The following is a 26,222-nucleotide window of genomic DNA, read 5'->3' as shown; positions in this document are numbered from 1 at the left end:
ATCTATGATCTCCTCTCAGTTTCTTTTGCTTCATTCCACAGTTTGTCCATGTCCTCAAGGGACATATCAGCCAACTCGACTCCCTTTTCCTTCGCTGTTTCCTCAATGTACGAGAAGCGTCTCCGGAATTTGTCATTAGTCATGGTCAGCGCTTCCTCTGGCTCTATTTTGTAGAAGCGGGCTACATTCACCAGCGCGAACAAAATGTCGCCAAACTCAGCTTTAAGATTGTGTTCGTGAGGAGCTTCAGAAACCTCAGAAGAAAATTCCTTCATTTCCTCACTTACCTTTTCCCATATATCGCTGACGTCTTCCCAGTCAAAACCGACCTTCGCTGCTTTTTTCTGCAATTTAGCAGCTTTCGAAAGAGCTGGAAGGGTTTTCTGTACGCTGTCTAGTAACGATGATTCAGATGTATTTTTTTCGGCCTTTTTTATATCTTCCCAATTGGCCAAAACATCGTTTTCATCCTGAACCTTAACATCTTTAAACACATGGGGATGTCTTCGGACCATTTTTTCACTGATTCCTTTTATGACATCATCAATTGTGAAATAACCTTCATCTTCACCAATTTGCGCGTGAAGCAAGACCTGAAGCAAAACGTCGCCAAGCTCTTCGATCATATGGTCTGTGTCTTCTTCGTCAATAGCTTCGAGAAGCTCATAACATTCTTCAATCATGTACTGTTTTAATGACTGATGCGTCTGCTTTTTATCCCACGGACATCCATTAGGTCCGCGAAGCTCTCTGATGATGCTTCGGAACGTGGAGAATTCGTGATAAAGCTGCTTCTCTTCTTTAATCGGCGGAATATACACACTTGTTAAGTTGTTCAAGGCGACATTGCGGTCCAGCTCAAATAATGGCACTGTCTTGATCTCCTCGCCACGGCTGCCTGCTGCAGTCACAATGACGACCTCATAATCATCAGGCAGCTTCTCCATCAATGTCAGCTTGACTTCAGAAGCCGTCATTTGGTCGTAAACCTGACATATGATCAGATGATGTCTGAGCTCAAGCTCCTCTGCGGACAATGTGCCGGCATCCACAAATTGAAAACCTTCAATCGGGTCAATTTGCAAGGCATTGAATGTGGCATCAAGGAAACTTTGTCCACCCGCGGCTTTCACTTGAACGTTTTCCTTTTCCTGCCGCTCCGTCAGCAGCTGAACTGTTTTTTCTGCGACAAAAGGGTGTCCCGGCACAGCATAAACCACGTCCTCACGCCGCGCCGCTTCAAAGAGGATATCAGCAATTTCTTCATATACCGCCTCAAACTGATCATGTTTCTCATATATATCATCAAAGAAACGGATGTTCTTCGTTTCTTTTTCAAGCTCCTCAATTAAAGGATGATCCTTGGTTCTGACATACAGCGTATCTGCCTTCGTCAGCAGCTTGTGTATACCAATTGTCAACTGGTCCATGTCTCCGGCACCAAGTCCCACGACTGTAATTTTACCCGCCATTTTGTTCTCTCCTTCTCATGAATTTGCTTAACTTGCTGCCGAATGGCACACTGTTCAGCTCTTCATCTGTAAATATTCCCAATCTCATCATACAATAAATAAACACCGCGCCACCAATTGCAACAGCAGAAAGACTCTCAATCACAGCAACTCCTCTTCCTGTTGCAGGAAACAAGAAAGTCCATAGACGCGTATACGCAAGCAAAACAGCTGACATCAAAAGAGCAGATCCAATAATCGGAATCAAAACGCCGCTAAGCTTATCGAGCCATTCCTTTTGCCGAAGCTGATACAAGTTAAGGCCGGCGACAGCCGCAAAGGAAGCCGCTGTCGCAAGCGATGCGCCTTCAATCCCATAGCGCGGAACCAAAAGTGTGTTTAACACCCATTTCACTGCAACACCCGCGCCCACCGCTATCGCAGGAAAAACTGTGTATCCCGCTCCCTGTAAGACTGCCGCTGCCGTTACCGCCAAGGATGCAAACAAAATGGAGCAGCTAAATACTTGTAACGCACCTGTCCCTTCTCCATTTTGAAACAGCATGATATTTACCGGCTTTAGAATGCAAATCAACCCAGCCGATGCGCCTGTACCGAGCACAAGGCATAGTTTCAAAGATGACGTGATTTTTTCTTTCATGATCTTCAGCTCTTTGTTTTTTACAGCCATAGAAATATACGGAACGAGTGACGTCGCAATGCTTACGGCAAAAACTGAACCGAGCTGCAACAAGGGTTGTCCCCGATCATAGATCCCCTTTAGGCGTTTTGCTTCTTCGCTTGCCTCACCACCCGAAAGCAATGCATATAAATTCAAAGCATCAACAAGCTGGATAAACAAAAGTAGCAAACTGCTTACACAAATTGTAACCGAATATAAAAGCAGTTTTTTCGTCAATTCTTTTGTTGTGATGACATTTTCGTTTTGCCTATCCGTTTGGTTGTCTCTTTTCGTTTTGAACCAAAAAAACCCCAGTATTATCAATGCAACCAAACTTCCGGCAAGAGAGCCTGAAGCGGCTGCCGCTCCCGCAGTATAAAGCGAGGCTCCCTTTTTCACGAGCCAAAATGATAAACCCAAGAGCACTGCAACACGCAGAAACTGCTCTGTCATCTGTGATAAGGCTGAAGGGAGCATTTCGTGCCGCCCCTGAAAACCGCCTCTAAGCAACGCGACAAATGGGAACAGCAGAAACGCGCATGCGGCCACTTGAATTAACACGGCTAGATGCGAATCCCCCATAAAGAGTGCAATAGGAACAGCACCCAGATATAAACAAAGAAATAATAAAATACCGATTAAAGACAAAAATAACGCTGATATTTTTAATATAGTGTGATGATTTTTTTCACTATAATCATTCATCAGCTTTGAAATAATGACTGGAAATCCTGATGTGGACAGCATGACCGCAATACCAAGAAAGGGATATACCTGCTGATATATATAAAATCCAACATCGCCGACAATGTTTTGAAACGGGACTCTGTAAACAGCGCTTAAAATTTTTGTGATGACGCCTGCCAGAATTAAAACAAAAGCCCCCTGCCAAATCCAATGCCGTTTAACGCCTATTGAATCGTCCATCCAAAAGCTCCTTCCCAACGTCAGGGGCAATACGGTTCACGTATTACCGCGGCACAAATAAAAACGAGGTTATTATACCACATCCCAACCCTTGGATTCCTTTTTCGTCACGCATGAAAAAGAACAGCGTCCCAAGGAGAGCTGTTCTTTACATACCTATTTTCGAAGAAAGGAATAAGACCTACTGTTCCATTTGACGAGCCAAAAATCCAGCTGCTGTTTCAACGGCTTTATGCTCTACTTCGCCCATTGTCTGATCTTTTGAAAAGATTACCACAGCACCTATCGGATCACCGTTCGCCACAATTGGGCCGACAGTATAAGAATTCATGTCCTCATCAATTCCATTCACAAGCTGTACTGATTTCGCATCACTCTCAAGCACGGAGCTGCGCTGATCCATTGTTCTTTCCAGCATTTCGCTGATTGACTTGTTTAAGTAATCTTTTTTGGAGCTGCCGGACACGGCAATATATACATCACGATCACAAATCAGCACTGAATGGCCGAGGCTGTCGTAAAGCGCGTCTGCATACTCCTTTGCAAAGTCTCCAAGCTCACTGATCGGAGAGTACTTTTTCAAAATCACTTCTCCATCACGATCTACAAAAATCTCAAGCGGATCGCCTTCCCTGATTCTCAGAGTTCTTCGAATTTCTTTAGGAATCACGACCCGACCTAAGTCATCAATACGACGTACGATACCGGTTGCTTTCATCTCTGGTGCCTCTCTTTCATTTGATGGTATATACATGTGGGAAAGACCTAAAGCAGTTACTTTATGTACCTTCCGCCTCGCTTGAAATTAGTATCCGTCACATCAAATGTAATATACACCAGAGAGTAACAAAATTTACGTTGATGAAATGGTTTGCTTCTTCACATCTTTTAAGCCCTTCAGCATGCCCAGCACGGTGTCGAGCCATTCATCAGCACTACGGCCTTTCGTCTGTATGGAGATTTTGAGTTTTTTCCCTTCCATTCCCAGTCCGATTTGTCTGCCATATTGATTGCCAAGCTCAAACAGCTTCTGTCCGTCAATTTCAGCACTTGCTTCTTCAGAAATTGTCAATCTGACAGCATCTTTATCCTGCTTAATCAGCTCGACACGTTCCTGTCTCGCATAGACCTTCATTTCTGCAACAGTAAACAAGTATTCGACTTCTTTTGGATAGTTTCCAAAGCGGTCGATCATTTCATCTTGAAGCTCATTCTTCTCTTCGATTGTCGCCACAGACCTGAAGCGTTTATACATATCAATTTTCTGTTTGCCGTCTTGAATATAAGTTTCCGGAATATACGCATCAAGCTCGACATCAATTTCTGTTTCAAACTGCTCTGTCTTCGCTGTGTCTCCTTTACGCTCCTCAATGGCCTCCTTCAGCATTTGTGAATAGAGGTCAAATCCGACCGAATCGATGAAGCCATGCTGCTGGGCACCAAGAAGATTCCCGGCTCCGCGAATCGTTAAGTCACGCATTGCGATTTTAAAACCGGAACCTAGCTCTGTGAATTCTTTAATAGCCTGCAGCCTTTTTTCAGCCACTTCTGTCAGCACTTTATCCCGGCGATACGTGAAGTACGCATATGCCACACGGTTAGAACGGCCGACACGCCCCCGCAGCTGGTAAAGCTGAGAAAGTCCCATCTTGTCGGCGTCAAATACGATCAGCGTATTGACGTTCGGGATGTCCACGCCAGTTTCGATAATGGTTGTGCTGACGAGAACGTCTGATTCTCCTTCAAGGAAACTTAGCATAACGGTTTCTAATTCATTTTCTGTCATTTTCCCATGCGCATATGCTACCTTCGCGTCAGGGACTAGCATTGAAATTTCATCCGCTTTCCGCTCAATGTCCTCTACCCGGTTGTACAAGAAATAGACCTGGCCTCCGCGTGCAAGCTCACGTTCAATCGCCTCTCTGACAAGAGCGCCGTTATATTCCACAACATACGTCTGTACAGGGAAGCGATTTTCCGGCGGAGTCTCGATGACTGAAAGGTCCCTTACGCCAAGCATAGACATATGCAGCGTACGCGGAATCGGTGTTGCTGTTAACGTTAATACATCAACATTGGCTTTTATTTGCTTGATCTTTTCTTTATGGGTTACACCGAAACGCTGCTCTTCATCAATGATGAGGAGCCCTAAATCTTTATACACGACATCCTTTGATAGCAGCCGATGCGTCCCGATGACGATATCAACTGTTCCGTTTTTCAGCCCTTTGATTGTTTCGTTTGCTTCTTTTCTCGTTCTGAACCTGCTGAGAAGTCCGATATTAATCGGATAGTCCTGGAAGCGCTCTTTTATGGTTTCATAATGCTGCTGTGCCAAAATTGTTGTCGGAACGAGCAGAGCTACCTGCTTTCCGTCACCGATCGCCTTAAACGCGGCACGTATGGCAACCTCTGTTTTACCGTAGCCCACATCTCCGCACAGCAAGCGGTCCATCGGACGTTCTCTTTCCATGTCTTTTTTGATTTCGTGAATCGAACGGAGCTGATCATCAGTCTCTTGATAAGGGAAAGCCGATTCGAATTCACGCTGCATCTCATGGTCAGGAGAAAACGCATAGCCCTTGCTCGCTTCTCTTTCGGCATACAGCTTAATTAAGTCGTCAGCAATATCCTGAACGGATGTCTCTACTTTTTTCTTGACCCGCTTCCATTCACTTCCGCCTAATTTATACAGCTTTGGCTCTTTTCCTTCGGAGCCGACATATTTTTGGACCTGATCAATTTGTTCTACAGGAACGTAAAGCTTGTCACTGCCCTGATAATGTATATTTAAATAGTCTTTATGAATGCCGTTGATTTCAAGAGTTTCAATCCCCAGGTATTTTCCGATCCCGTGATTAATATGAACGACATAATCTCCAATTTGAAGCTCAGAATAGCTCTTAATACGCTCTGCATTGGTAAGCTTCTGTTTTCGCGGCTTCTTTTTCACACGGTTTTTGAACAGTTCTTCTTCCGTAATAACGGCAAGCTTCATTAACGGCAGCTCAAATCCCGATTGGAGCTCGCCTTCCATGATATAGACCTGTCCCTGAGCAAGCGCTTTTTTGCTGTCTGTCACGGCGGCCTCGATATCATAATCAGCCAAAACAGATGACAATTTCTGTGTACGTTCCTTGTTTGCTCCTAAGAACACAACAGTGAAATTTGATTTTTTAAAACGCTCCATTTCGCCCGCAAGCACGTTCATTTGGCCATGGAAACTCTGCATTTGCCGGCCTGACACATTAACGATATTTTGCGGGCTCGTATGGTGTACATGCCGCAAAAATAAAGAGTAGTACAGCAGAGGCCGTTTTTGCTCAGCCACTATTTTTTGGAAGCTGAATGACAAACGAATGTCATGCAAAATCTTCCCTTCCTCAAGAAGATTTGTGATAAACTCCGCTTCTTCTTTTTGAAGCTGTTCTTCCATCTCATGAATCCGACTGACTTCATCCAAAATCAGAAGTGTATTATCAGGTGTATAATCTAGTAAACTAGCAGGCTTTTCATAGAAATATGAGAGATACTTCACGAGCTCCTGATCTGTCTGGCCTTCAGACAAGCGTTCTTTATCGTGAGAAATATTCGCATGAAGTATTTCTTTTTGTTTGTCAGCCTTTAATTTTTTCAAGCTCGCGGCAAGACCACTATCGATTTTCTCCATCGCCCGCGCTTTTTCTTCCGGTCTGATAATTAATTCCTTCGCGGGACCGATATTGATCGAGGTAAGGGTCTCAATTGACCGCTGATCATCTGAATTAAAGCTGCGGATTGAATCCACCTCGGTGTCAAAAAGTTCAATTCTCACCGGATTCTCTGAAGTCAACGGATAAATGTCGATGATTCCCCCGCGAATACTGAATTCCCCGGGCGCAGAAACCATATCAGACCGCTCATACCCTACCTCTACCAGCCGTGACGCAAGCTGGTCAGGTTCGATATCATGGCCTACTTGAATGAGCATCTGGCTGCTTTTCCACACCTCTACAGGCGGCAGCATTCTTCTGATTGCCGCTACCGGAGCAACGACAATTGGCGCTTCTCCATTCGTTAGTCTATTAATGACATCTAATCGCTGCGCCCGCAATTCAGGGCTTGCAACTGCGATTTCTGATGAAATGAGTTCATTGACGGGGTACAAAAGGACAGACCGATCCTCTAGAAGTGAAGTCAGATCATCTGTTACTTTCTGGGCTTGATATAAGTTATGGGTGATGAGAAAGATAGGCTTATTCGTTTCATTAGCCAGAGCAGAAGTAAAAACAGAACGCGCGGAACCCGACAGACCCGCGAGCAGCTGTTCCTTCAGGCCCTCGTGTAAACCGTTGATGATGGATTTAAAGTCATCGCTTTCTTTTATAAAGGTTTGAATGTTGTCCATATGGCCCCTCCTCTCTGTTTCCTGCGAGAACAGAAAAACGCTTTGGTCTAGTGTCTACACCAAAGCTTTTTATTGAATAAATGTGTGATATTCGTGGTAATGCGGATTTCGGTCAAGCGCCTCTTGGCAATCTTCACATATCGTCAAAACATGGACATCTCCATTTTCTTTATAAGAAATCATATCGTTTCTTTCCTCATTTGTTAAGTGCTGAAATCCAAGTGAGTCTGTCGATACCATTGAAGATTCGAGACTGCCTACTTTCACTCCGCAATGACGACAATAATAATGCAAAGCCATACAAGGGACCTCCTGATGAAAAAGTCATTTTGGTGTAGTATGGACTTTGTTGTTACATTTTATACCTTTGCGTTAAATTCGTTCATGACTTCTAAAAACGGTTTACTCAAAGAAGCCTCACAAGCCTTCACAGATTTATCAACCGCTTCTTCGATCTCAGGTGCCTCCTCCTTGGTAAAGGAGCCTAACACATAATCAACGATCTTCATGCCGTTTACAGGCCGGCCGATTCCGATGCGGATACGGTCAAACTCGGATGTTCCAAGATGCTGGATCAGTGATTTGATGCCATTGTGCCCTCCGGCGCTTCCTTTCGTTCTTAAACGGATCTTGCCAGTCGGAAGGTCAAGGTCGTCGTAAATGACTGTCAAATCTTCGTTATCGACATCATAGTAGTCCATTAAAGGCCGCAAACATTCTCCTGATAAATTCATATATGTAAGCGGTTTAACAAGTAGAACCTTTTTGCCGGAAACAAATCCGGTTCCGTATAATCCGTTAAATTTATTTTGATTCAGCTCTATATTCCATTCCTTTGCAAGCTGATCTATCACCATAAATCCGACATTATGCCGTGTATTTTCATAGTTCTTCCCCGGGTTTCCGAGACCGGCAATCACAAGCATGGCGAATCCTCCCTTAGTCACATAACTCCCGTCTTCATAAACGGGCTATAATTCTTCTCATTCTAGCACAAAAGACGTAACCGCGGGAGGGTTACGCCTTAAGCTATTATTGTTCGTTTTCACCTTCAGGCTGAGCATCGGCAGATTCCTCTTCATCGACCTCAGCTGCTTCCTGCTGCTGCGGAGGAAGGATTGAAGCCACAACCTCATCTGATTCATGATTAAAGGAGTAGTCACCGCCAGCAGGCAAATCCGCAATCGTCAGTACTTCATTTACATCGAGGCTTGAAATATCAGCCTCAATCGTTTGTGGAATGGCTTTTGGCTTGGCCTTTACAGTAAGTGCATATAACGGCTGCTGCAGTACGCCTCCGTTTTTCACTCCAATGGCTTCTCCGGTCAGATGAATCGGAACTTCCACTTCAATGTCCTCACTCATATTAACTACTTGAAAATCAGCATGAGTGATTTCATTTTTCAGCGGGTCCGTCTGCAGGTCTGTTACCATGACTGAGTGTTTTTCTCCGCTGACCTCAAGCGTAATGACTGCATTTTTGCCTTCGTCCCTCAGCGTTTTGATGAGCTCCACACTGTCTAATGACACAGGTTTGTTACCCGTATCCTTCCCATATATGATACCTGGAACATGTCCTGAAGTACGGATATTCCGAAGAGACGAACGAGTAAAGTCCGTTCTTTCTTTTGCCGTTAAAGTTGCCATATTCAGCACCATCCTATTGTCGTTTTAGTTGTCCTATTACAAACAATACCCATAACGATAAGGATTTAAACCTCGAAAAATGGTTTAGCTGAACAGATAGCTGACTGATTGCTGCTCATGAACGCGAATAATCGCTTCGGCCAGAAGCGGTCCGACTGAAAGCTGCTTAAAGCGTTCAATTTTCTTTTCTTCAGGAAGCTTGATGCTGTTTGTCACAACAAGCTCTTTAATTGTTGAATTATTAATCCGTTCTACCGCAGGGCCTGATAGTACAGGGTGTGTACAGCATGCATATACTTCTTTCGCTCCGTTTTCAACGAGCGCATTAGCAGCAAGTGTAATCGTACCTGCAGTATCAATAATGTCATCGATGAGGATAGCAGTCTTCCCTTCGATGTTACCTACAATATTCATGACTTCCGCCACGTTTGGACGCGGACGGCGTTTATCGATAATCGCAATTGGCGCTTTTAGTCGGTCAGCCAGTTTGCGGGCACGTGTCACACCGCCATGGTCTGGTGAAACAATGACGATATCTTCAAGATTTTTGCCTTCAAAATATTCTCCTAAAATCGGAACACCCATTAAGTGGTCAATCGGTATATCAAAGAATCCTTGAATTTGCGGCGCATGCAGGTCAAGTGCAATCACACGAGTCGCACCGGCTGTTTCAAGCAGGTTAGCGAAAAGTTTAGCTGTGATTGGCTCACGGGATCTTGCTTTTCTGTCTTGACGCGCATAACCGTAATAAGGAATAACAATGTTAATCGTTTTTGCAGAAGCGCGTTTTAACGCATCTACCATAATCAGCAGTTCCATAATATGCTCGTTAACGGGGTCACTTGTAGACTGGATGATGTAACAATCACATCCGCGAATACTTTCTTCGATATTAATTTGGACTTCCCCGTCACTAAATCTTGTGACAGAACATTTCCCTAATTGAACTCCAACTATATCTGCGATTTCTTTTGCAAGCTCTGGATTCGAATTCAAAGAAAAAATCTTTAAATTCTTATCTCCGTATTGATTAGACATGGATAAACCTCCGAATTTAGGATTATTTTTTATGAATATTTTTCACATAATCGTCTTTATTTACTTGTCTCGCTCTGGCAATAGCAAGTGCTTTTCCAGGTACATCTTCCGTAACAGTTGAACCTGCCGCCACATAAGCGCCTTCTCCGACTGTGACAGGGGCAACCAAGTTGGAATTGCAGCCGATAAACGCGCCATCTTCAATTTTTGTCAAATACTTATTCTTTCCATCATAATTGACAGTAATTGAACCGCAGCCCAGGTTTACATCAGTGCCTACCTCAGCATCGCCGACATAGCTTAGATGAGATGCCTTGCTTCGGTCTCCGAATTGAGTCTTTTTAATTTCTACAAAATTCCCGATCTTCACTTCATTCCCGATGACAGAATCAGGTCTGATGTGAGCAAAAGGTCCTATGTTTACATCATTCCCCACTTTACTGTGATTGACTACCGATTGTTTAATAACCGTACGGCTGCCAATGGCACTATTCATAATCTCCGTATGAGGGCCAATAATCGTATCTTCTCCGATTTGCACCTCACCTTTAATCACAGTTCCAGGGTAAATCACAGTATCGCTTCCGATAACAGCGTCAGGAGAAATATACGTATTCATCGGGTCGATCAACGTCACGCCATTTTGCATATGCCGTTTATTAATGCGCTCTTTCATAAATTGTTCTGCCTGAGAAAGAGCAACTCTATCATTAACTCCGAGCGTTTCTTGGAAATTACCAGTCTGGTAAGCGGCAACAGTTTCGCCTTCATTTTTAAGAATCTCTATGACATCCGGCAAATAATACTCGCCTTGGGCATTATCATTAGACACCTGATCAATAGCCCGAAATAGCGCTTCATTGTCAAAACAATACGTACCGGTGTTGATCTCAGTTACAAGACGTTCTTCTTCAGAGGCGTCCTTATGCTCAACGATTTTTTGAACCGCTCCGTTTTCGCTGCGAATAATGCGGCCGTATCCGGTTGGATCTTCTGCAACCGCAGTTAAAATCGTAGCTTTCGCTTCTCTTTGTGTATGTTCTTTCAGCATCTGTTCCATCGTCTCTGCTGTCAAAAGCGGCGTATCTCCGCAAATGACAATTGTGACGCCTTTTTCGTCAGCAAGAAATGGCTGTGCCTGTTTTACAGCATGAGCAGTGCCAAGCTGTTCTGCTTGAAGCGCGTACTCGCTTTTATCACCAAGCTGCTTTTTCACTTCTTCCGCACCATGTCCGACAATCGTGACAAGCTTTGATAAAGATAATTTTAAGGCTTCGTCCACGACGTGCTCTACCATAGGCTTACCGCAAACTGGATGAAGGACTTTATAAAGCTTCGATTTCATTCTCGTTCCTTGTCCAGCCGCTAAAACAACTGCAAACCGCTTATCCATTTATTGGCCTCCAATATCCCTTTTATCCATAGAAAAATATATCCTAAATATCTTCTGATTTCAAGGAGACTTCATGAAGTGCAAGAATTTTCTATTGAGTGCAACTAAGTTTGAAAAATCAGAATTAAAAAAGGACCGCCGGCAAAAGGCTTATGTCAGCCCTTTCAGCAGTCCTTGCTTTTTGGTTATTTTTTAAGAAGCTCCAGCTTCTTCGAATTCTAATGCTTCAGTGTCACCCAGACGATGATACTCATTTAACACGGCATCTTGAATCTTTCCTCGCGTGCTTGAATTAATAGGATGAGCAATATCGCGGAACTCTCCATCAGGGGTGCGTTTACTCGGCATCGCAACGAAAAGACCATTGTTTCCATCAATCACACGAATATCATGTACAACAAATTCGTGATCCAGCGTGATGGATGCAATCGCTCTCATGCGACCATCGGTATTCACGCGGCGTAATCTTACGTCAGTAACTTCCACAGTAGTTCACCACCTTTTCCCTATATAAAAGCATTAGTGTATCAATTCCACGATTTTTTCTGAAATCCTGCTCGTTTTTAAAATATTTTTTGAAAAAATAGGATATAGTTACACAATTAGGTCATAAAGCTTTCATTTCGGGCATAAGGTAAATAAAAAAGTGATCCCGGGCTCTCCCAGAATCACTTTTCTTATTATTTCACCAGTGCAATAACTTCAATCTCGACTAACGCATCCTTCGGGAGTCTCGCGACTTCAACACAAGATCTCGCCGGTTTGTGAGTGTCAAAGTATTGTCCGTACACGTCGTTTACTTCCGCAAACTGTTCCATATCCGCGATAAATACAGTTGCTTTGACAACTGTTTCAAAAGAAGCACCCGCTTCTTCCAGAACCGCCTTTAAATTGCTGAATACTTGATGAGTCTGCTCCTTAATATCGCCGTTCACCATTTCGCCTGAAGGAGTCAAAGGGATTTGGCCTGAGCTGTAAAACATATTGTTGACGATAATCCCTTGTGAATAAGGCCCAATTGCCGCTGGGGCATGTTTTGTGTGGACTGCTTTTGTCATGATTCTGTCTCTCCATTCTTTAAAAGATTGTCTTTAAAAAAACGCAGAAAATTGCCATTCTGAATTTCAATGGACTTCTCTTTCATGTTGATGGTTGAAAGAGTAAGAAGTGACATATATTCGTCAACAAGACGTTCATCTACTCCTTCGGCTTCAACTAAGACGCCGATTCCCGCCACATTTGCGTTAAACTCATCCAACAGGTTAATCATACCATTAATGGTGCCGCCTGCTTTCATAAAGTCATCAATAATGAGTACGTTTGAACCCGTTTTCATGCTTCTTTTCGCAAGTGACATTGTTTGAATGCGGTTTGAGGAGCCTGAAACGTAATTAATGCTGACTGTGGAGCCCTCTGTTACCTTATTGTCTTTACGAACGATCACAACAGGCACATTCAAATAGCTTGCAGCTGCATACGCAAGAGGGATGCCTTTCGTGGCAACGGTCATGACAACATCAATTTCGCGTTCTGCAAACACGGAAGCAAACAGCTTCCCTACCTTGGAGAGTACAGATGGCTTTCCTAAGATATCCGTTAAATATACATAACCGCCCGGAAGGATACGCTCAGGATTTGCCAGCGACTGTCCAAGTGTCTGCACAAACTCTTCAGCTTCAGCCTGCTTCATTTTCGGAATATATTTAACGCCTCCGGCAGCTCCGGGAACAGTAAGCAAAGTACCAATCCCCTGCTGTTCAAAGGTTTGTTTAATAATTGTTAAATCTTCACTGATCGATGATTTTGCAGATTCATACCGCTCAGAGAAAAAGGTTAGCGGTATTAACTCGTGCGGATGGGTTAACAAATAATTTGTTAAGTCCACCAATCTGCCGCTGCGACGAAACTTCATGAACTTACCCCCAAAATCCGAATATTTTAAGATCAATATAACTTAACATACGGATTTAATCAAGAGCGTTCTGTTCGCCGATCATTCTCACCGCATAAACTTGATCGCAGAAGCCTCTTAACCCGTTATAAATTCTCTGCACCTTCGACTCATACTGAACCAGTCCAAATACTGTCGGGCCGCTCCCGCTCATTAACACGGCATCTGCACCAAAGCGTTTCATCTGGTTTTTAATCATCGCAACTTCAGGATGCATGTCGAGTGTAACAGATTCAAGCACATTGCCTAAACGGCTGCACATCTTCTGAAAACTCTTCTCTTCTATCGCCTCGATCATGCCTTGTACATCGGGATGCTCTATACCATCCAGTTTCAGCGCTCTGTACACTTCAGCAGTTGAAACACCGATTGTCGGCTTCGCTAAAATGACCCAGCAGTGCGGAGGCGTGCTTATATGTTTAATTTTCTCGCCGCGCCCTGTTGCTAATGCAGTTCCGCCATAGACACAAAATGAAACGTCAGAGCCAATTTCCGCTCCAAGCTCAGCAAGCGTTTCCGCGGACAGATTTAAATTCCACAGTCTGTTCAGCCCTCTGAGTGTCGCCGCCGCATCACTGCTTCCGCCGGCAAGACCGGCAGCCACCGGAATTACCTTCGTAATCATGATGGAAACTCCCTTTTTCACGTTGTATCTGTCCTTGATCAGCTTGGCAGCCTGATAAGCTAAGTTTCTTTGGTCATCAGGCACAAATCGGTTGTGGGAGGAAACCCTCACTTCATCCTCTGCAAGCTCCGTCAATTCAATTCGATCAGCTAAATCAATTGTCGTCATGATCATTTCGACTTCATGATAGCCATCCGGGCGTTTTCGGGTGACGTCAAGTGACAGATTGATCTTAGCTGGCGCTTTTTCTAAAATACGCATAGCTTTCACCTACTTCTCCATCTAAACATAAGTATGAACATTGTATCACATTTGAAGTACAGGATGAACATATCCATATTCAGCCCATTATGTATTTATATCCAAAATAAAAAAACCAGGGAACAGCACGTCCCCCGGGTCACATCCTTATCGGTTATTCTGATTCTGAGCCATTTGCTGTTCGGCGATTTCTATAGCGCGCTTTACCATGTTACCGGCATCGCGAGCCCGAATTTCGCCCCAGCCGCCATTTTTTACTGTGTCATAAAAACCAAGGTCTTTAGCAAGCTCATATTTAAACTCATCTGACATAACTCCACGACGTCTGCCCAAACGAAACAACCCCTTTTTTAGAAGTGATAGCCATTCGTGCACGTCACGATAATATGTGACTGTTTTATCTTTTGTTAAATCAGATGGAACTTTCGTTAAAATTATTGGAAACCAAAAAAGGGCAAAACAAAAAGCAGTAAACAAAAGGTTCACTGCCCGTTAAAATGCCACTGAGCTTGCGGCGTCATCATTAAATGTCAGCTCAACAGTCTCAGTCAAAATATCAGCATAACTGTATGAAACTCTTTCAAACGAGTTCTCGTCTTGATCTAGTTGTATCACAAAAACAGAAGGGTACGTCTCAGCTAAAATGCCCGAACGCTCAATCGTTTTTCGGCGGCCACCGTTTGCTTTTAACGTCAGCCTTTTACCTAAATTCCCATCAAGCGATCTTTTAATATCGGACAACGTCTTCGCCATTGCATCCACCTCACTACATTTATTGTACAACACGAGCCCATTTTTGTCAAATAAAATTTAAATTATATCAACGTTAATAAGACGTTGTCAATAAAATTATTTTGACAAAATTCTATGATTCCTCAATTATGTTCCGCAAGTTTCGGTAAATTATGTATCATTATGTAAAATAAAAAACCCGCATAGCTCTCCTATGCAGGTTTTCAACTGTTAATTGGACTTATAAGGCATACCAATTCTCAGAACTCCTCTTGTTTCAATACCTCCAAGCCCTTTCTCTCTTGTCAGCGTATTACGGAGCACTTCCCATACATTAATCCGTTCCATAAACGGCGTAAAGCTGATCTTCGCGACGATATATACCGGATCAAGCGCATGAATATTGACTCTTGACGGTGAACTTGCAAAATTCGCACCCGCTCTGATGAGTGATTCAAAATGGGATTGGCAGGCCCCCGCAAAAATAACAAGCTGATCTAAGTGAGGGATCTTTTTTCGGGCTGTTTGAACAGTTTCAACAAAGTGCTTAGAATGTCTGTACGCATTCAAATCATCAATGCCGCCCTTTTGCTTCGAATACGCATCATGCCCTGTGATCACCAGGATATCAGGTCGATATTTGTCGAGCAATTCTTCAATAGAAGCAGACATTTTCTTTTCATGGCAATGGATGCCATAGACCGGCACTCCAATTTTTTTATAGACATTCAGGCATTTTTTCAGATATGCTTCGTCACCATCCAGATGAAGCACTTTGCCCGGCATATGGAAATAATGCTCCTGATGCTGATATTGGCTTGTCGCATAGTACTCCTGCTTTTCTCTGAGCAGCTTATAATCTTGGCGGAGTAATTCGAGCGACTCATTCATTCTGCTCTCATCTTTCTTTTTCCGCATCATCTGCTCATCCTTTTTCACTGCCACCAGATCAGAAAAATCCGAATCAGCAATCAGCCTGACTTCATCTCCATGCAAAATGGCAATTGAATTTCCTTTGCTTGTTTGCTCTATTCCTATAATTCGAAACAAAACATCCATCTGATAGGATTTTCTGGCTACCATATCCCCTATTTGAAATTGCACGTTCCTCACTCCACACATAGACTAAGCCTCATCATGAAAGAAAGAGCCTTGAGAAAGCGCCTTTTTTCGCTGAGTCCAAGTTTTTCTTATCATTGAATGAAAGGTCCTTCTCTAGCCTATGTAGCGGCAGTCCATGTGGTGCGCAAAACAAAAAGCCCTTTTAGAAAAGGGCTTTATACAATCCGTTAGACAGCGCTGCGAACTCCTCAATAGACAGGGATTCACCTCGGCGCTTACCGTCAATATTTGTTTCTTCGAGCACTTGTTCAATCGTTGATTTTTGCGCCTTTCCTTCAGGCAGATTGTTAACTAAGTTATTGAGCAGCGTTTTACGGCGCTGTGCAAAGCTTGCCTTGATGAGCTGAAAGAAAAAGGATTCGTTTTCCACGTCCACTGCCGGGCCGTCTCGGAGAATCAGACGGATGACTGCGGAATCGACATTAGGCTGAGGAACAAATACGGTTTTCGGGACGATCATCACCGTTTTGGCTTCTGTATAAAACTGCACCGCGATTGAAAGCGAGCCGTACTCCTTAGATGAAGGATCAGCCGCCATGCGCTCAGCCACTTCTTTTTGCAGCATGACCACAATCCCTTTCAGCGGAAGATGTTCTTCAAGCAGTTTCATGATAATCGGTGTTGTTACGTAATAAGGAAGGTTGGCAACTACCATGATCTCATCACAATCTTGAAATTGTTCTTCAATGACCAATTTGACATCAGCCTTTAACACGTCATGATGAATGACAGTAACATTGTCGTAAGGTGACAGCGTATCCTTCAGAATCGGCAATAATCGCTGATCAATCTCAAATGCCACGACCTTTTTCGCCCGCTTGGCAAGCTGTTCGGTTAAAGCCCCGATTCCCGGGCCGATTTCAATGACACCTGTTTTCTCCGTCACTTCCGCGTGATCGACAATTCTGTTTAAAATGTTCGTATCAATTAAGAAATTCTGTCCTAAGCTCTTTTTAAAAGAAAAACCGTATTTCTTCAGTATCTCTTTCGTTCTAATCGGTGTCGCAATATCTTTATTCATTCTGTTCCTCCCGCATAACGGTATCGAGCGCACTCATAAAATCACTTTTTTTAATTTGAAACATTTGCAGCCGTTTTTGAAGCTGTTTGCCATTTGTATAGCCGATTTTCAACAGATCACCCAGTCGTTCCCGGCGGCGTTTGGCCGCAGGTCCGCCTATTAGTCCGGCATGAATCAAATCCTCAGCTGAAATGTCACTCGGCTGCGCTTCCATCTCCTCATGCACATTTTCTAAACATGCCCTAATGCTTTCAACCGATGCATGCTCCACACCAATTCCCCGCTTGTTTTTAGGTTTGGCAAGATGTTTTGGCAAAAATGCATGCTTACAGCCGGGTACAGCCTCTGAGATGGTTTTGCGAATCTTCTCTCCCGGAAAGTCCGGATCCGTTAAAATAATGACGCCTCTGGTCTTCTGGGCCAAACGGATTTGGTCAATCACATGATCATCGATGGCTGAACCATTTGTTTCAATTGTGTCTGCATCAACAGCCAATTTGATGCGGGTCGTATCGTCACGCCCCTCGACCACAATGATCTCTTTAATTTTCATTATTTCCTCCAAGACAAAATAAAAACTTTTGTATATTCATGAAACTTTTTCTTATGTCGAGCGTCTAATAAGCAGAAAATGCACTTTGTCTATTATAACGAAAAAAACAGAGGGCGCAAAACCCTCTGAATACATAAGTATATATTAATTTAAGATTTTAATTTTGACTGTTTTATTTCCCCATCGGTACGCCGATGATTTCTCTGGGAAAAAGACGTCTATCTTGTTCCCTTTAATCGCTGAACCGGTATCTGCAGCAATGGCATATCCATAGCCTTCCACGTGGACTTTGGAGCCTAGCGGAATGACATTTGGATCCACAGCGATGACTTTGGCATTCGGATTATTTTTTAAATTGACGCCTGTCGCTGTATGTCCTGAACAACCGCTGCAGCTTGCCGTATAAGCCGTAGATGATACAGTCATGACTTTGCCTGTTGATTCATTGCTGCGGGACACAACTGTTTTTGAATCACCTGAAGCACTGACCGTTTCAACTTTTGGACTGCTTTGCTTTGTGCCGACAGCAATCACTTTATCTTTGCTTTGTTCAGCTGTTTCTTCTTTTACAAGCTCTCTGGACACTTCTTTACCGTTTTCTTTAACGACTTCGAAATGTTTTTTTAGCTTGCCTTCTTTTCCTTTTTGGACGACCTTTTCTTTCCCTTTTTCAAGAGAAGCGTCTTCTTGCTTTTTCACATCGAACGCAATCTTCTCTTCAACTACATCGGTGACCTTTTCGATACGAGTAATTGTAATATCAGCCTTTCCTTTCGTCAGCTTTGCATCTAACGCAGGCTTGATTTTATCTTCGTCTTTTATGTTCATCTTTTGCTGTTTTAAAAAGTCAGCGACCGTAGTCGAAGTCGTCCAGATCTTCTTTTGTTTCCCTGCATCATTCACAGTAACCTGAAATGCGGGCTCTATGTTAATCTTCATGTCTTTCGAAATATCTGTATCTATTGCGGGATCAATTTGATCTTGTTCTTTCACATCAACATCTTGTTCGTCCAGTAATGCACCGACCGTTTTTGCTGTTGACCATAATGTCTTTTCTTCCCCGTTTATTGTAAGCTTCACAGGTTTTGCAGCCTCATACACAACGTCCATGTCTGCTGTTATCTTTGTCTGTTTAGCAGGTGTGATCTTGTCTTCGTCTCTTGTCTTTATATCAAGCGTCTCCAAAAGATCACCGACTGTATTTGCATGTGTGCGTATATGTTTCTTTTTGCCATTGATAGAAACTGAGACTGATTGTTTCGTCAGCTCATGAGCCGCGTACGCAGTCCCGCTTCCTGCCAAAAGCAAACAAGCAGCAACCAGAATGACTTTGCTTTTGCTAAGCTTTACGGAAAACAGCTTTTTCATTTTTTGTGTGATGAAAAACGCCTCCTTCTCCTCGGAGAGATTATATAGAGTATCTAAAAGGCTGTCAACCCTCCCTTCTCTTTCTCCCAAAAGCTCAGTGTCTTCTTCATTATCCTGAAATACACTGAGAAACGGAAGAAAGACTTGTCGACAAACCTATCCTATGAGGAGAAGAAAGCATGTAGAACTTTTATAGAAAAACGCTGTAAGGGACAAGCTCTTACAAAACCCGCTAGCGTTTTTTGTCAGTTTATACGGAAAAGTCTTTTCGCATTTTCAGTCGTGATTGACGCAATCTCTTCAAAGGTCATTTCTTTTAATTCGGCGATTTGTTCTGCCACATATTTCACATAGCTTGGCTCATTTCTTTTCCCGCGGAAAGGGTGCGGTGTGAGAAACGGGCAGTCCGTTTCAATCAGCAGCCGGTTATTGGGAATTTCCTTCACTACTTCCTTCGGTTTCTTCGCATTTTTAAATGTCACCGGTCCCCCAAATGATAAATAAAAATTCATTTTCATGCATTCTCTTGCCACTTCCGCACTTCCTGTAAAGCAGTGCATGATTCCGCCCACAGCTTCTGCGCCTTCCTCTTTCAAAATGGTCACGACATCCTCCGTTGCATCACGGTTATGAATGATAATAGGCAAATTGACCTCTTTCGCTAAGGCGATTTGTTTTCTAAACACCTCTTTTTGAATATCTTTAGGTGATTTATCCCAATGATAATCCAGTCCCATTTCCCCTATCGCTACCACTTTCTCATGAGCAGAAAGCTCTTTAATCCACGCTAAGTCTTCCTCTGTCATGTCAATAGCGTCAACAGGGTGCCAGCCAATGGCTGCATAAATAAAATCATATTCCTCAATCATTTCCATCGCACGGGTAATCGTCGGACGGTCAAAACCAACTACGACAATTCGTTCAACTTTTTCAGCTTTTGCCCGTTCAATAACCTCTTCAAGATCAGTATCATATTGTTCTGCATTTAAATGCGCGTGTGTGTCAAACAACATAAGTGAAAAACTCCTTTCTTGTCGAAATACAAAAGGTGTTCGACGAATTGTTACACGTGAAACACCTTTTGTTTTATCATTATTTAATTCTTGTGCCTTTTGGTAACGACTGATCGATAGACACGACCTTTAAAACGCCGTCTGCTTCTCCTGCAAGGATCATACCTTGAGAAAGCTCTCCTCTGAGTTTAACCGGTTTTAGATTTGTTACACAAACGAGTTTTTTTCCAACAAGCTCTTCAGGCGTATAATGCTTCGCAATGCCGGATACCACTTGGCGCTTTTCAAAACCAAGATCGAGCTGCAGCTTCAATAAACGGTCTGCTTTTTTCACTGGCTCTGCCTCAATGACCTCAGCTACGCGAAGCTCTACATCCATGAATTGATCAATCGTAATTTCAGGTAAACGATCGACCTCTTGCGGCTCTTCTTCTTTTGTTTCTTCTTTCGATGGTGCTGAACCTTGCATTTTCCCTTTGATGTAAGCAATTTCTTCTTCTGCCTCTAAACGAGGGAACAATGGATCACCTTTTTGTACTTTTGTATCTTTCAGCTGGCCGAAAGCTGTAATGCTGTCCCAAGCTTTTAAAGATTCATCAGTAATACCTAGCTGCTCGAACATTTTTTCAGGTGTTTTTGTTAAGAATGGCTGAAGCAGTACCGCTGAAATACGCAATGATTCAGCGAGGTGATACATAACTGATCGCAATTCTTCTTCTTTTGCCGGATCTTTCGCAAGCACCCATGGAGCTGTCTCATCAATGTATTTGTTTGTGCGGCTGATGAGCTGCCATAAAGTCGAAAGTGCTACCGAGAACTCCATATTTTCCATTGCTTTCTCATAAGCTTTCACTGTTTCTTCAGCAACAGAAGTGAGCGTTTGATCAAATTCCGTAACAGCACCTTTGTAAGAACCGATTTGACCGTCAAAATACTTATTAATCATCGCAACAGTACGATTCAATAGATTTCCTAAATCATTCGCTAAATCATAGTTAATCCGCTCAACAAATCCTTCCGGCGTGAATACACCGTCAGATCCGAACGGCACTTCGCGAAGCAGGTAATAGCGAAGCTCGTCTAAACCATAGCGCTCAATTAATGTAACCGGATCTACAACGTTTCCTTTTGATTTCGACATTTTTCCGTCTTTCATCAAAAGCCAGCCATGCGCGAATACTTGCTTTGGCAGCGGAAGATCCAGCGCCATCAGCATAATTGGCCAGTAAATAGTATGGAATCGTACAATCTCCTTACCGACTAAATGAACATCGGCAGGCCAATATTTTTGATAAAGCTCATCATTTTCTGTATCATAACCGAGTGCCGTTAAATAGTTAAATAGTGCGTCAATCCAAACATATACAACATGCTTTGGATTTTCCGGCACCTTCACGCCCCAATCAAAAGTGGTACGTGATACTGCCAAATCCTCAAGTCCAGGTTTGATAAAGTTATTAATCATTTCGTTTTTGCGTGATTCTGGCTGAATGAATGTCGGGTTTTCTTCATAGTATTTCAGAAGACGATCCGCGTATTTCCCCATGCGGAAGAAATAAGATTCCTCTTTGATCAATTCAACTGGGTGACCGCTGTCAGGGCTTTTTCCTCCGATGACCTCTCCCTTTTCATTCCGCTCAATATCAACGAGCTGAGTTTCCGTGTAGAACGTTTCATCAGGGATGCTGTACCAGCCTTCATACTCATCAAGATAGATGTCCCCGTTATCAAGAAGCTTTTGAAACACCTTTTCAATGACAACTTTATGCCGTTTTTCTGTCGTGCGGATAAAGTCGTCGTTTGAGATTTCAAGCTGCTTCCACAGTTTTTGAATATCTGCCGCTGCGCGATCCACATACTCCTGAGGTGTAATGTTTTCCTGTTCAGCTTTTTGCTGGATCTTTTGTCCATGCTCGTCCGTTCCCGTTAAATAGCGAACATCGAACCCTTTTAATCTTTTGTAACGTGCCATTGCATCTCCCGCGACTGTCGTATATGCATGGCCGATATGTAATTTTCCGCTCGGATAATAAATCGGTGTTGTAATGTAAAATGTATTGTTTTCTTGCGGCATCTTGAAACCTCCTAATCAGAATGTCAAAAAGCTCCCGCCCAAAGGACGAGAGCGGCGATAAGTGCAAATCATATATGAATATTATTTATATTTATCCTTTATCTATGATACCATCTTAGCCTTTAAGATCAAGAATATATACATACGCCCTGAAAAAGAATAATTAAAATTAAAAATCTTTAATGAAAATAAAAAAAGTCTGTTCGTGTCGAATTTTGTCGTATATAATCAAATGAAATAAAAAACTTTGGTTCGAAAGTCTTGATTTAAAAGGATTTTTAGTAGGATAATAGCTTTATTAAATATTTATAAAATGCTGTTATTTCGGTAGTTTCTAAGACATTACTGACTATAAGAACTAATTCTTACAATCAATAGTAAACAAAATGATTGACGATTATTGGAAACCTTGTTATGCTATGAAGGTAAGGATTTTGTCGAATAATGACGAAGAAAAATATAATTTAAACAAATAAGTATCTCTTGGGAGGAGAATGTTTATGAAATCTACTGGTATTGTACGTAAAGTTGATGAATTAGGACGTGTAGTTATTCCTATCGAACTGCGTCGTACTCTTGGAATCGCAGAAAAAGATGCTCTTGAAATCTATGTTGATGATGAAAAAATCATCCTTAAAAAATATAAACCAAACATGACTTGCCAAGTAACTGGTGAAGTTTCTGATGATAACCTTAAACTTGCAGGCGGTAAATTGGTTCTTAGTAAAGAAGGCGCTGAGCAAATCATCAGCGAAATCCAAAATCAGCTTCAAAACCTTAAATAATCATTTCTTGTACAAAAAACGTTCTTGTTATGACACAAGAACGTTTTTTTATTGCTTAATATGGTAAGCATCGTACACTTCACGCTTTGGTACATTGCGATCGACTGCTGCTTTTTTAATGGCTTCTTTAGACGTAGCGCCTTTCGAGATGTAATGCTCGACATGTTCTTTCAAAGTGAGGGTTTCCCACCATTGTTCTTCCTCATCTACCTCTTCATTATTACTTCCTTCTACGACAAGACAAAACTCGCCGCGTATCTGATCCTCGTTTGCCCAACCAATGACCTCAGATATGGTTCCTCGGATAAACTCTTCATATTTCTTAGTGAGTTCACGTGTTACAGCAATTTCCCGATCTCCTAATATCTCTGCCATCGCTGACAAGGTTTCCTTCAATCTGTGAGGCGCCTCATAAAAAATGATCGTTTCCCGCCGTTTTTTAAGGGCTTCAAGCTCCTTCTTCTTTTCTTTTTTCTGTCTGTTGAGAAAACCGTAAAAGAAAAAAGGCTGCGGTACAATACCTGAAGCAATAAGAGCTGTTAATGCAGCATTTGCTCCCGGCAACGGAACAACATAACCGCCTATATCCGTAAAATCCTTTACAATTTCCGCTCCGGGATCAGAAATCGTCGGCAGACCGGCATCACTGACAAGAGCAATGTTTTTTCCCGATTTCAGCCATTCAATAATTTTGTGCCCACTGCTTTCTTTATTGTGTTCGTGATAGCTGACGAGCGGTGTTTCAATTTCATATACATGACAAAGCTTTTTCGTTTGCCTCGTATCTTCCGCAGCAATCGCATCCACTGATTTCAGCGTGTCGATCGCCCGGAATGTCATGTCCTCTAGATTTCCGATTGGGGTTGGGACCAAGTAAAGAATTCCCATGTCCGACTTTCCATTAAAGCTCATTTGGCGCCTTAACATATACAGCCTCCTTGCTGTTCCGCTTTTCTTCTATATAAAGCTCTTTTTTCTTTCGAGTTAGTTTTTTGAAATAATATTCCGCCTGCATAGCTTCCCGCTTTGTTGAAAAGCTCTCGGCAAAAATTAATTCAACCGGACGTCTTACTTTTGTGTACTTTGCGCCCTTTCCATCATTGTGTGTTTTCACTCGTTTATGCAGATCGTTGGTATACCCGGCATACCAGCTATTGTCCTTACATTTCACGACGTAGAAGAAATGGTTATTTGTCTCCATATAAAATGGTCCTGATTTCTTTTGTATATTCATTTTGTTCATCATAAACGAATAAAGGAGGAAGAATTTTTAAATCCGGGCGCCCGCCTTTGATACCTTCAACCAAAATGGTATTGGCTTCTTTCCCTTGCTTCGGATAGACAAATTGTACACGTTTTGGCTCGATTTGATAAGCCTTCATCAGTTCAAAAATCTCTAGAAGCCTTCCCGGCCGGTGAACAAGAGCTGCTTTTCCCCCTTGCTTGAGCAGCTTGCTGCTGACTGAAATGACATCCTCCAGTGTGCAGTGGATTTCATGTCTTGCAATTCGGAGATGCTCATTCATGTTTTGTTCAGTTTGTTTCGGTGTTTTAAAATACGGCGGATTGCAGGTGACAACATCATATCGATTATGTCCAAGTTTCTCCGGCATGTTTTTCAGGTCATCATGTATGATCTGAATCTGATCCTGCAGCTTATTATACTCCACGCTGCGAACAGCCATATCATGCAGCCTTTCTTGTATTTCGACTCCCAGAATGTCTGCTTTTGATCTTGTACTGAGCAGCAGCGGCACAATACCATTGCCGGTGCATAAATCAACGATTTTCCCTTTTTGAATCGGAACGTACGCAAATTTGGACAGAAGCACAGCGTCCAACGAAAAAGCAAACACTGTTGGGCTTTGTATGATTTTCATGTCCTCTGCCAGCAAATAGTCTAATCTTTCATCATCATGTAATGAAACCATCTTCTTATCCTTTCAGTACCTTTGAAAAAGGCTCCCGTCTTATGCGGAAGCCTTTTCCCTATTTTTTATTTAAGAATGACAGACAGAAAAGACAATCCTCTTTTCGAACACTTCCATAGTGGACATTGCAGATATGAAATCCTTCTTGATACAGACGTGCCAGATTATCATATCCTTCCCCTATATCAGTTTGCTCTGTCTTCTGTGTTTTTGATTCTTTTTTATCAGCTTTGAACTTTTCAATCTGCTGCGTCGTATCGTCCAGCCGTTTGCGCAAATGCTTGTTTTCAAGCTGTAAATGATGATTTTCCTCAATCATCTCACCGATATGCTGCTTCAAATCCCCCAGCTGCCGGTACAGTGAACCAATTTGTTCTTCTAAGTTAATGACTGTATCAAATAACTCTTTTTTATCCAAGGTTCCACACCTCGTTAATCTGTGGTTTGTGCGGATACGACGCCCTCTTCCAAGAGCTCTTCCCAAGTATATTCTATCACTTTTTCACGGTTTATCAGTTCCACCTGAAGCACCCGTTCCAGAATATTTAGTCCGACGACCTTCGCGGGACCGTTTGCTGTCGTAATCATTTCTCCTATATCCGGAAGCTGTTCTTTTGCCGTCTCATACTCATCGTTCTCATATTTTAGACAGCACATCAATCGTCCGCAAAGACCCGAAATCTTCGTAGGATTTAAAGACAAGTTCTGATCCTTGGCCATTTTAATGGAAACGGGTTCAAAATCTCCAAGAAACGTTGAACAGCAAAGCATTCTTCCGCAAGGACCGATTCCTCCGAGCATTTTTGCCTCATCCCTCACTCCGATTTGGCGCAGCTCAATTCTTGTCTTAAAGATAGAAGCCAAATCCTTTACAAGCTCTCTAAAGTCGACTCGGCCGTCAGCAGTGAAGTAAAAAATGACTTTATTGCGATCAAACGTGAATTCAACATCGACCAGCTTCATATCCAAGCCATGCTCAATCACTTTCTTTTGGCAGATATCAAATGCTGATAGTGCTTCCTGTTTATTTTCTTCTACAATGAGAAGATCGCGCTCGTCAGCCACACGTATCACTTTTCGAAGGGGAAGCACCACATCATGCTCATCCACCTGTTTATTTGCAATCACGACCTGGCCGTACTCAACGCCTCTGACAGTTTCTACAATTACGCAGCTGTCATGTTCTATATGAAATCCATTCGGATCAAAATAATATATTTTACCCGCTTTCTTAAAGCGGACACCAATTACATTGTACAAG

At 42.7% G+C, this 26,222-nt stretch carries 27 protein-coding genes; 1 reads left to right on the top strand and 26 read right to left on the bottom strand.

What is annotated here, in order from left to right:
- Nucleotides 1-2: 2 nt before the first annotated feature.
- The 21 genes from mazG to metG form a co-directional block, all read right to left on the bottom strand.
- Nucleotides 3-1,472 carry a bifunctional methyltransferase/pyrophosphohydrolase YabN gene (mazG, locus tag KXZ66_RS00350; protein WP_151870501.1) on the bottom strand — a complete coding sequence of 490 codons (1,470 nt, stop codon included), beginning with the start codon at nucleotides 1,470-1,472 and terminating at the stop codon, nucleotides 3-5.
- Entirely contained in the window at nucleotides 1,462-3,060 is a 1,599-nt protein-coding gene (locus tag KXZ66_RS00345; protein ID WP_151870502.1) for a putative polysaccharide biosynthesis protein, read from the bottom strand. Before KXZ66_RS00345 ends, mazG begins: the two co-directional genes overlap by 11 nt.
- Nucleotides 3,061-3,241: 181 nt before the next feature.
- Nucleotides 3,242-3,778, bottom strand: a complete 537-nt coding sequence (gene spoVT / locus KXZ66_RS00340) for a stage V sporulation protein T (RefSeq protein ID WP_003218365.1) — start codon at nucleotides 3,776-3,778, stop codon at nucleotides 3,242-3,244.
- A gap of 135 nt (nucleotides 3,779-3,913) precedes the next feature.
- A complete protein-coding gene (mfd, locus tag KXZ66_RS00335) occupies nucleotides 3,914-7,447 on the bottom strand; it encodes a transcription-repair coupling factor (RefSeq protein WP_151870503.1) in 3,534 nt (1,177 codons plus the stop codon).
- 69 nt (nucleotides 7,448-7,516) lie between these two features.
- Nucleotides 7,517-7,747 carry an anti-sigma-F factor Fin gene (gene fin / locus KXZ66_RS00330; protein WP_003243417.1) on the bottom strand — a complete coding sequence of 77 codons (231 nt, stop codon included), beginning with the start codon at nucleotides 7,745-7,747 and terminating at the stop codon, nucleotides 7,517-7,519.
- 59 nt (nucleotides 7,748-7,806) lie between these two features.
- The gene (gene pth, locus KXZ66_RS00325; protein ID WP_219144753.1) at nucleotides 7,807-8,373 is read right to left on the bottom strand and encodes an aminoacyl-tRNA hydrolase; all 567 of its coding nucleotides are present in this window, start codon (nucleotides 8,371-8,373) and stop codon (nucleotides 7,807-7,809) included.
- A gap of 106 nt (nucleotides 8,374-8,479) precedes the next feature.
- Nucleotides 8,480-9,094: a 50S ribosomal protein L25/general stress protein Ctc gene (locus KXZ66_RS00320; RefSeq protein ID WP_003243443.1), complete on the bottom strand. Its 615-nt coding sequence runs from the start codon at nucleotides 9,092-9,094 to the stop codon at nucleotides 8,480-8,482.
- Nucleotides 9,095-9,178: 84 nt separating this feature from the next.
- Nucleotides 9,179-10,132: a ribose-phosphate diphosphokinase gene (locus tag KXZ66_RS00315; protein ID WP_003218353.1), complete on the bottom strand. Its 954-nt coding sequence runs from the start codon at nucleotides 10,130-10,132 to the stop codon at nucleotides 9,179-9,181.
- A gap of 22 nt (nucleotides 10,133-10,154) precedes the next feature.
- A complete protein-coding gene (glmU, locus tag KXZ66_RS00310) occupies nucleotides 10,155-11,525 on the bottom strand; it encodes a bifunctional UDP-N-acetylglucosamine diphosphorylase/glucosamine-1-phosphate N-acetyltransferase GlmU (protein WP_015382564.1) in 1,371 nt (456 codons plus the stop codon).
- Nucleotides 11,526-11,717: 192 nt separating this feature from the next.
- Nucleotides 11,718-12,011: a septation regulator SpoVG gene (spoVG, locus tag KXZ66_RS00305; protein WP_003218346.1), complete on the bottom strand. Its 294-nt coding sequence runs from the start codon at nucleotides 12,009-12,011 to the stop codon at nucleotides 11,718-11,720.
- Nucleotides 12,012-12,205: 194 nt separating this feature from the next.
- On the bottom strand, nucleotides 12,206-12,583 hold the full coding sequence (ridA, locus tag KXZ66_RS00300; RefSeq protein ID WP_128441282.1) for a 2-iminobutanoate/2-iminopropanoate deaminase: 378 nt from the start codon (nucleotides 12,581-12,583) through the stop codon (nucleotides 12,206-12,208).
- Nucleotides 12,580-13,437, bottom strand: coding sequence for a pur operon repressor (purR, locus tag KXZ66_RS00295; RefSeq protein ID WP_003218342.1), 858 nt, complete (start codon nucleotides 13,435-13,437; stop codon nucleotides 12,580-12,582). Before purR ends, ridA begins: the two co-directional genes overlap by 4 nt.
- 55 nt (nucleotides 13,438-13,492) lie before the next feature.
- The gene (gene ispE, locus KXZ66_RS00290; protein ID WP_003226742.1) at nucleotides 13,493-14,362 is read right to left on the bottom strand and encodes a 4-(cytidine 5'-diphospho)-2-C-methyl-D-erythritol kinase; all 870 of its coding nucleotides are present in this window, start codon (nucleotides 14,360-14,362) and stop codon (nucleotides 13,493-13,495) included.
- Nucleotides 14,363-14,509: 147 nt separating this feature from the next.
- Nucleotides 14,510-14,695 (bottom strand): small, acid-soluble spore protein, alpha/beta type, encoded by a 186-nt coding sequence (locus KXZ66_RS00285; RefSeq protein WP_003218333.1) that lies wholly within the window; start codon nucleotides 14,693-14,695, stop codon nucleotides 14,510-14,512.
- 159 nt (nucleotides 14,696-14,854) lie between these two features.
- On the bottom strand, nucleotides 14,855-15,115 hold the full coding sequence (gene veg, locus KXZ66_RS00280; RefSeq protein WP_003218330.1) for a biofilm formation stimulator Veg: 261 nt from the start codon (nucleotides 15,113-15,115) through the stop codon (nucleotides 14,855-14,857).
- A 210-nt stretch (nucleotides 15,116-15,325) separates the two neighbouring features.
- Entirely contained in the window at nucleotides 15,326-16,198 is an 873-nt protein-coding gene (gene prtG / locus KXZ66_RS00275; RefSeq protein WP_014475574.1) for a sporulation-specific protease PrtG, read from the bottom strand.
- A gap of 160 nt (nucleotides 16,199-16,358) precedes the next feature.
- Nucleotides 16,359-17,237, bottom strand: coding sequence for a 16S rRNA (adenine(1518)-N(6)/adenine(1519)-N(6))-dimethyltransferase RsmA (rsmA, locus tag KXZ66_RS00270; protein ID WP_128441280.1), 879 nt, complete (start codon nucleotides 17,235-17,237; stop codon nucleotides 16,359-16,361).
- A complete protein-coding gene (rnmV, locus tag KXZ66_RS00265) occupies nucleotides 17,230-17,790 on the bottom strand; it encodes a ribonuclease M5 (RefSeq protein WP_128441278.1) in 561 nt (186 codons plus the stop codon). Before rnmV ends, rsmA begins: the two co-directional genes overlap by 8 nt.
- A 144-nt stretch (nucleotides 17,791-17,934) precedes the next feature.
- Nucleotides 17,935-19,248, bottom strand: coding sequence for a ubiquitin-like domain-containing protein (locus KXZ66_RS00260; RefSeq protein WP_015715099.1), 1,314 nt, complete (start codon nucleotides 19,246-19,248; stop codon nucleotides 17,935-17,937).
- A gap of 155 nt (nucleotides 19,249-19,403) precedes the next feature.
- Nucleotides 19,404-20,171 carry a TatD family hydrolase gene (locus tag KXZ66_RS00255; RefSeq protein ID WP_038827637.1) on the bottom strand — a complete coding sequence of 256 codons (768 nt, stop codon included), beginning with the start codon at nucleotides 20,169-20,171 and terminating at the stop codon, nucleotides 19,404-19,406.
- A 79-nt stretch (nucleotides 20,172-20,250) separates the two neighbouring features.
- Nucleotides 20,251-22,245 carry a methionine--tRNA ligase gene (metG, locus tag KXZ66_RS00250; RefSeq protein ID WP_021479730.1) on the bottom strand — a complete coding sequence of 665 codons (1,995 nt, stop codon included), beginning with the start codon at nucleotides 22,243-22,245 and terminating at the stop codon, nucleotides 20,251-20,253.
- 494 nt (nucleotides 22,246-22,739) lie between these two features.
- Between metG and abrB the strand changes: the two genes are divergently transcribed.
- Complete coding sequence (gene abrB / locus KXZ66_RS00245) at nucleotides 22,740-23,030, top strand: transition state genes transcriptional regulator AbrB (protein ID WP_003226760.1); 291 nt, start codon at nucleotides 22,740-22,742, stop codon at nucleotides 23,028-23,030.
- A gap of 48 nt (nucleotides 23,031-23,078) precedes the next feature.
- On the opposite strand, the gene rsmI is transcribed toward abrB, so the two are convergent.
- The 5 genes from rsmI to ricT are packed head-to-tail and all read right to left on the bottom strand — an operon-like array spanning nucleotide 23,079 to nucleotide 26,221.
- Nucleotides 23,079-23,957 (bottom strand): 16S rRNA (cytidine(1402)-2'-O)-methyltransferase, encoded by an 879-nt coding sequence (rsmI, locus tag KXZ66_RS00240; RefSeq protein WP_151870505.1) that lies wholly within the window; start codon nucleotides 23,955-23,957, stop codon nucleotides 23,079-23,081.
- Complete coding sequence (locus KXZ66_RS00235; RefSeq protein WP_003242983.1) at nucleotides 23,932-24,231, bottom strand: GIY-YIG nuclease family protein; 300 nt, start codon at nucleotides 24,229-24,231, stop codon at nucleotides 23,932-23,934. The genes rsmI and KXZ66_RS00235 overlap by 26 nt, the downstream gene beginning before the upstream one ends.
- A complete protein-coding gene (locus tag KXZ66_RS00230) occupies nucleotides 24,218-24,961 on the bottom strand; it encodes a tRNA1(Val) (adenine(37)-N6)-methyltransferase (protein ID WP_021479732.1) in 744 nt (247 codons plus the stop codon). The genes KXZ66_RS00235 and KXZ66_RS00230 overlap by 14 nt, the downstream gene beginning before the upstream one ends.
- A gap of 58 nt (nucleotides 24,962-25,019) precedes the next feature.
- Nucleotides 25,020-25,379, bottom strand: a complete 360-nt coding sequence (gene yabA / locus KXZ66_RS00225) for a replication initiation-control protein YabA (RefSeq protein ID WP_003218308.1) — start codon at nucleotides 25,377-25,379, stop codon at nucleotides 25,020-25,022.
- 14 nt (nucleotides 25,380-25,393) lie between these two features.
- Entirely contained in the window at nucleotides 25,394-26,221 is an 828-nt protein-coding gene (gene ricT / locus KXZ66_RS00220; protein WP_003226767.1) for a competence/sporulation regulator complex protein RicT, read from the bottom strand.
- Between the last annotated feature and the right edge of the window lies 1 nt (nucleotide 26,222).

The organism is Bacillus sp. LJBS17, assembly GCF_019334685.1.
Lineage (GTDB): Bacteria > Bacillota > Bacilli > Bacillales > Bacillaceae > Bacillus > Bacillus subtilis.
The sequence above is the reverse complement of the archived record's forward strand: the minus strand, read 5'-3'. Positions and strand labels throughout refer to the sequence as shown.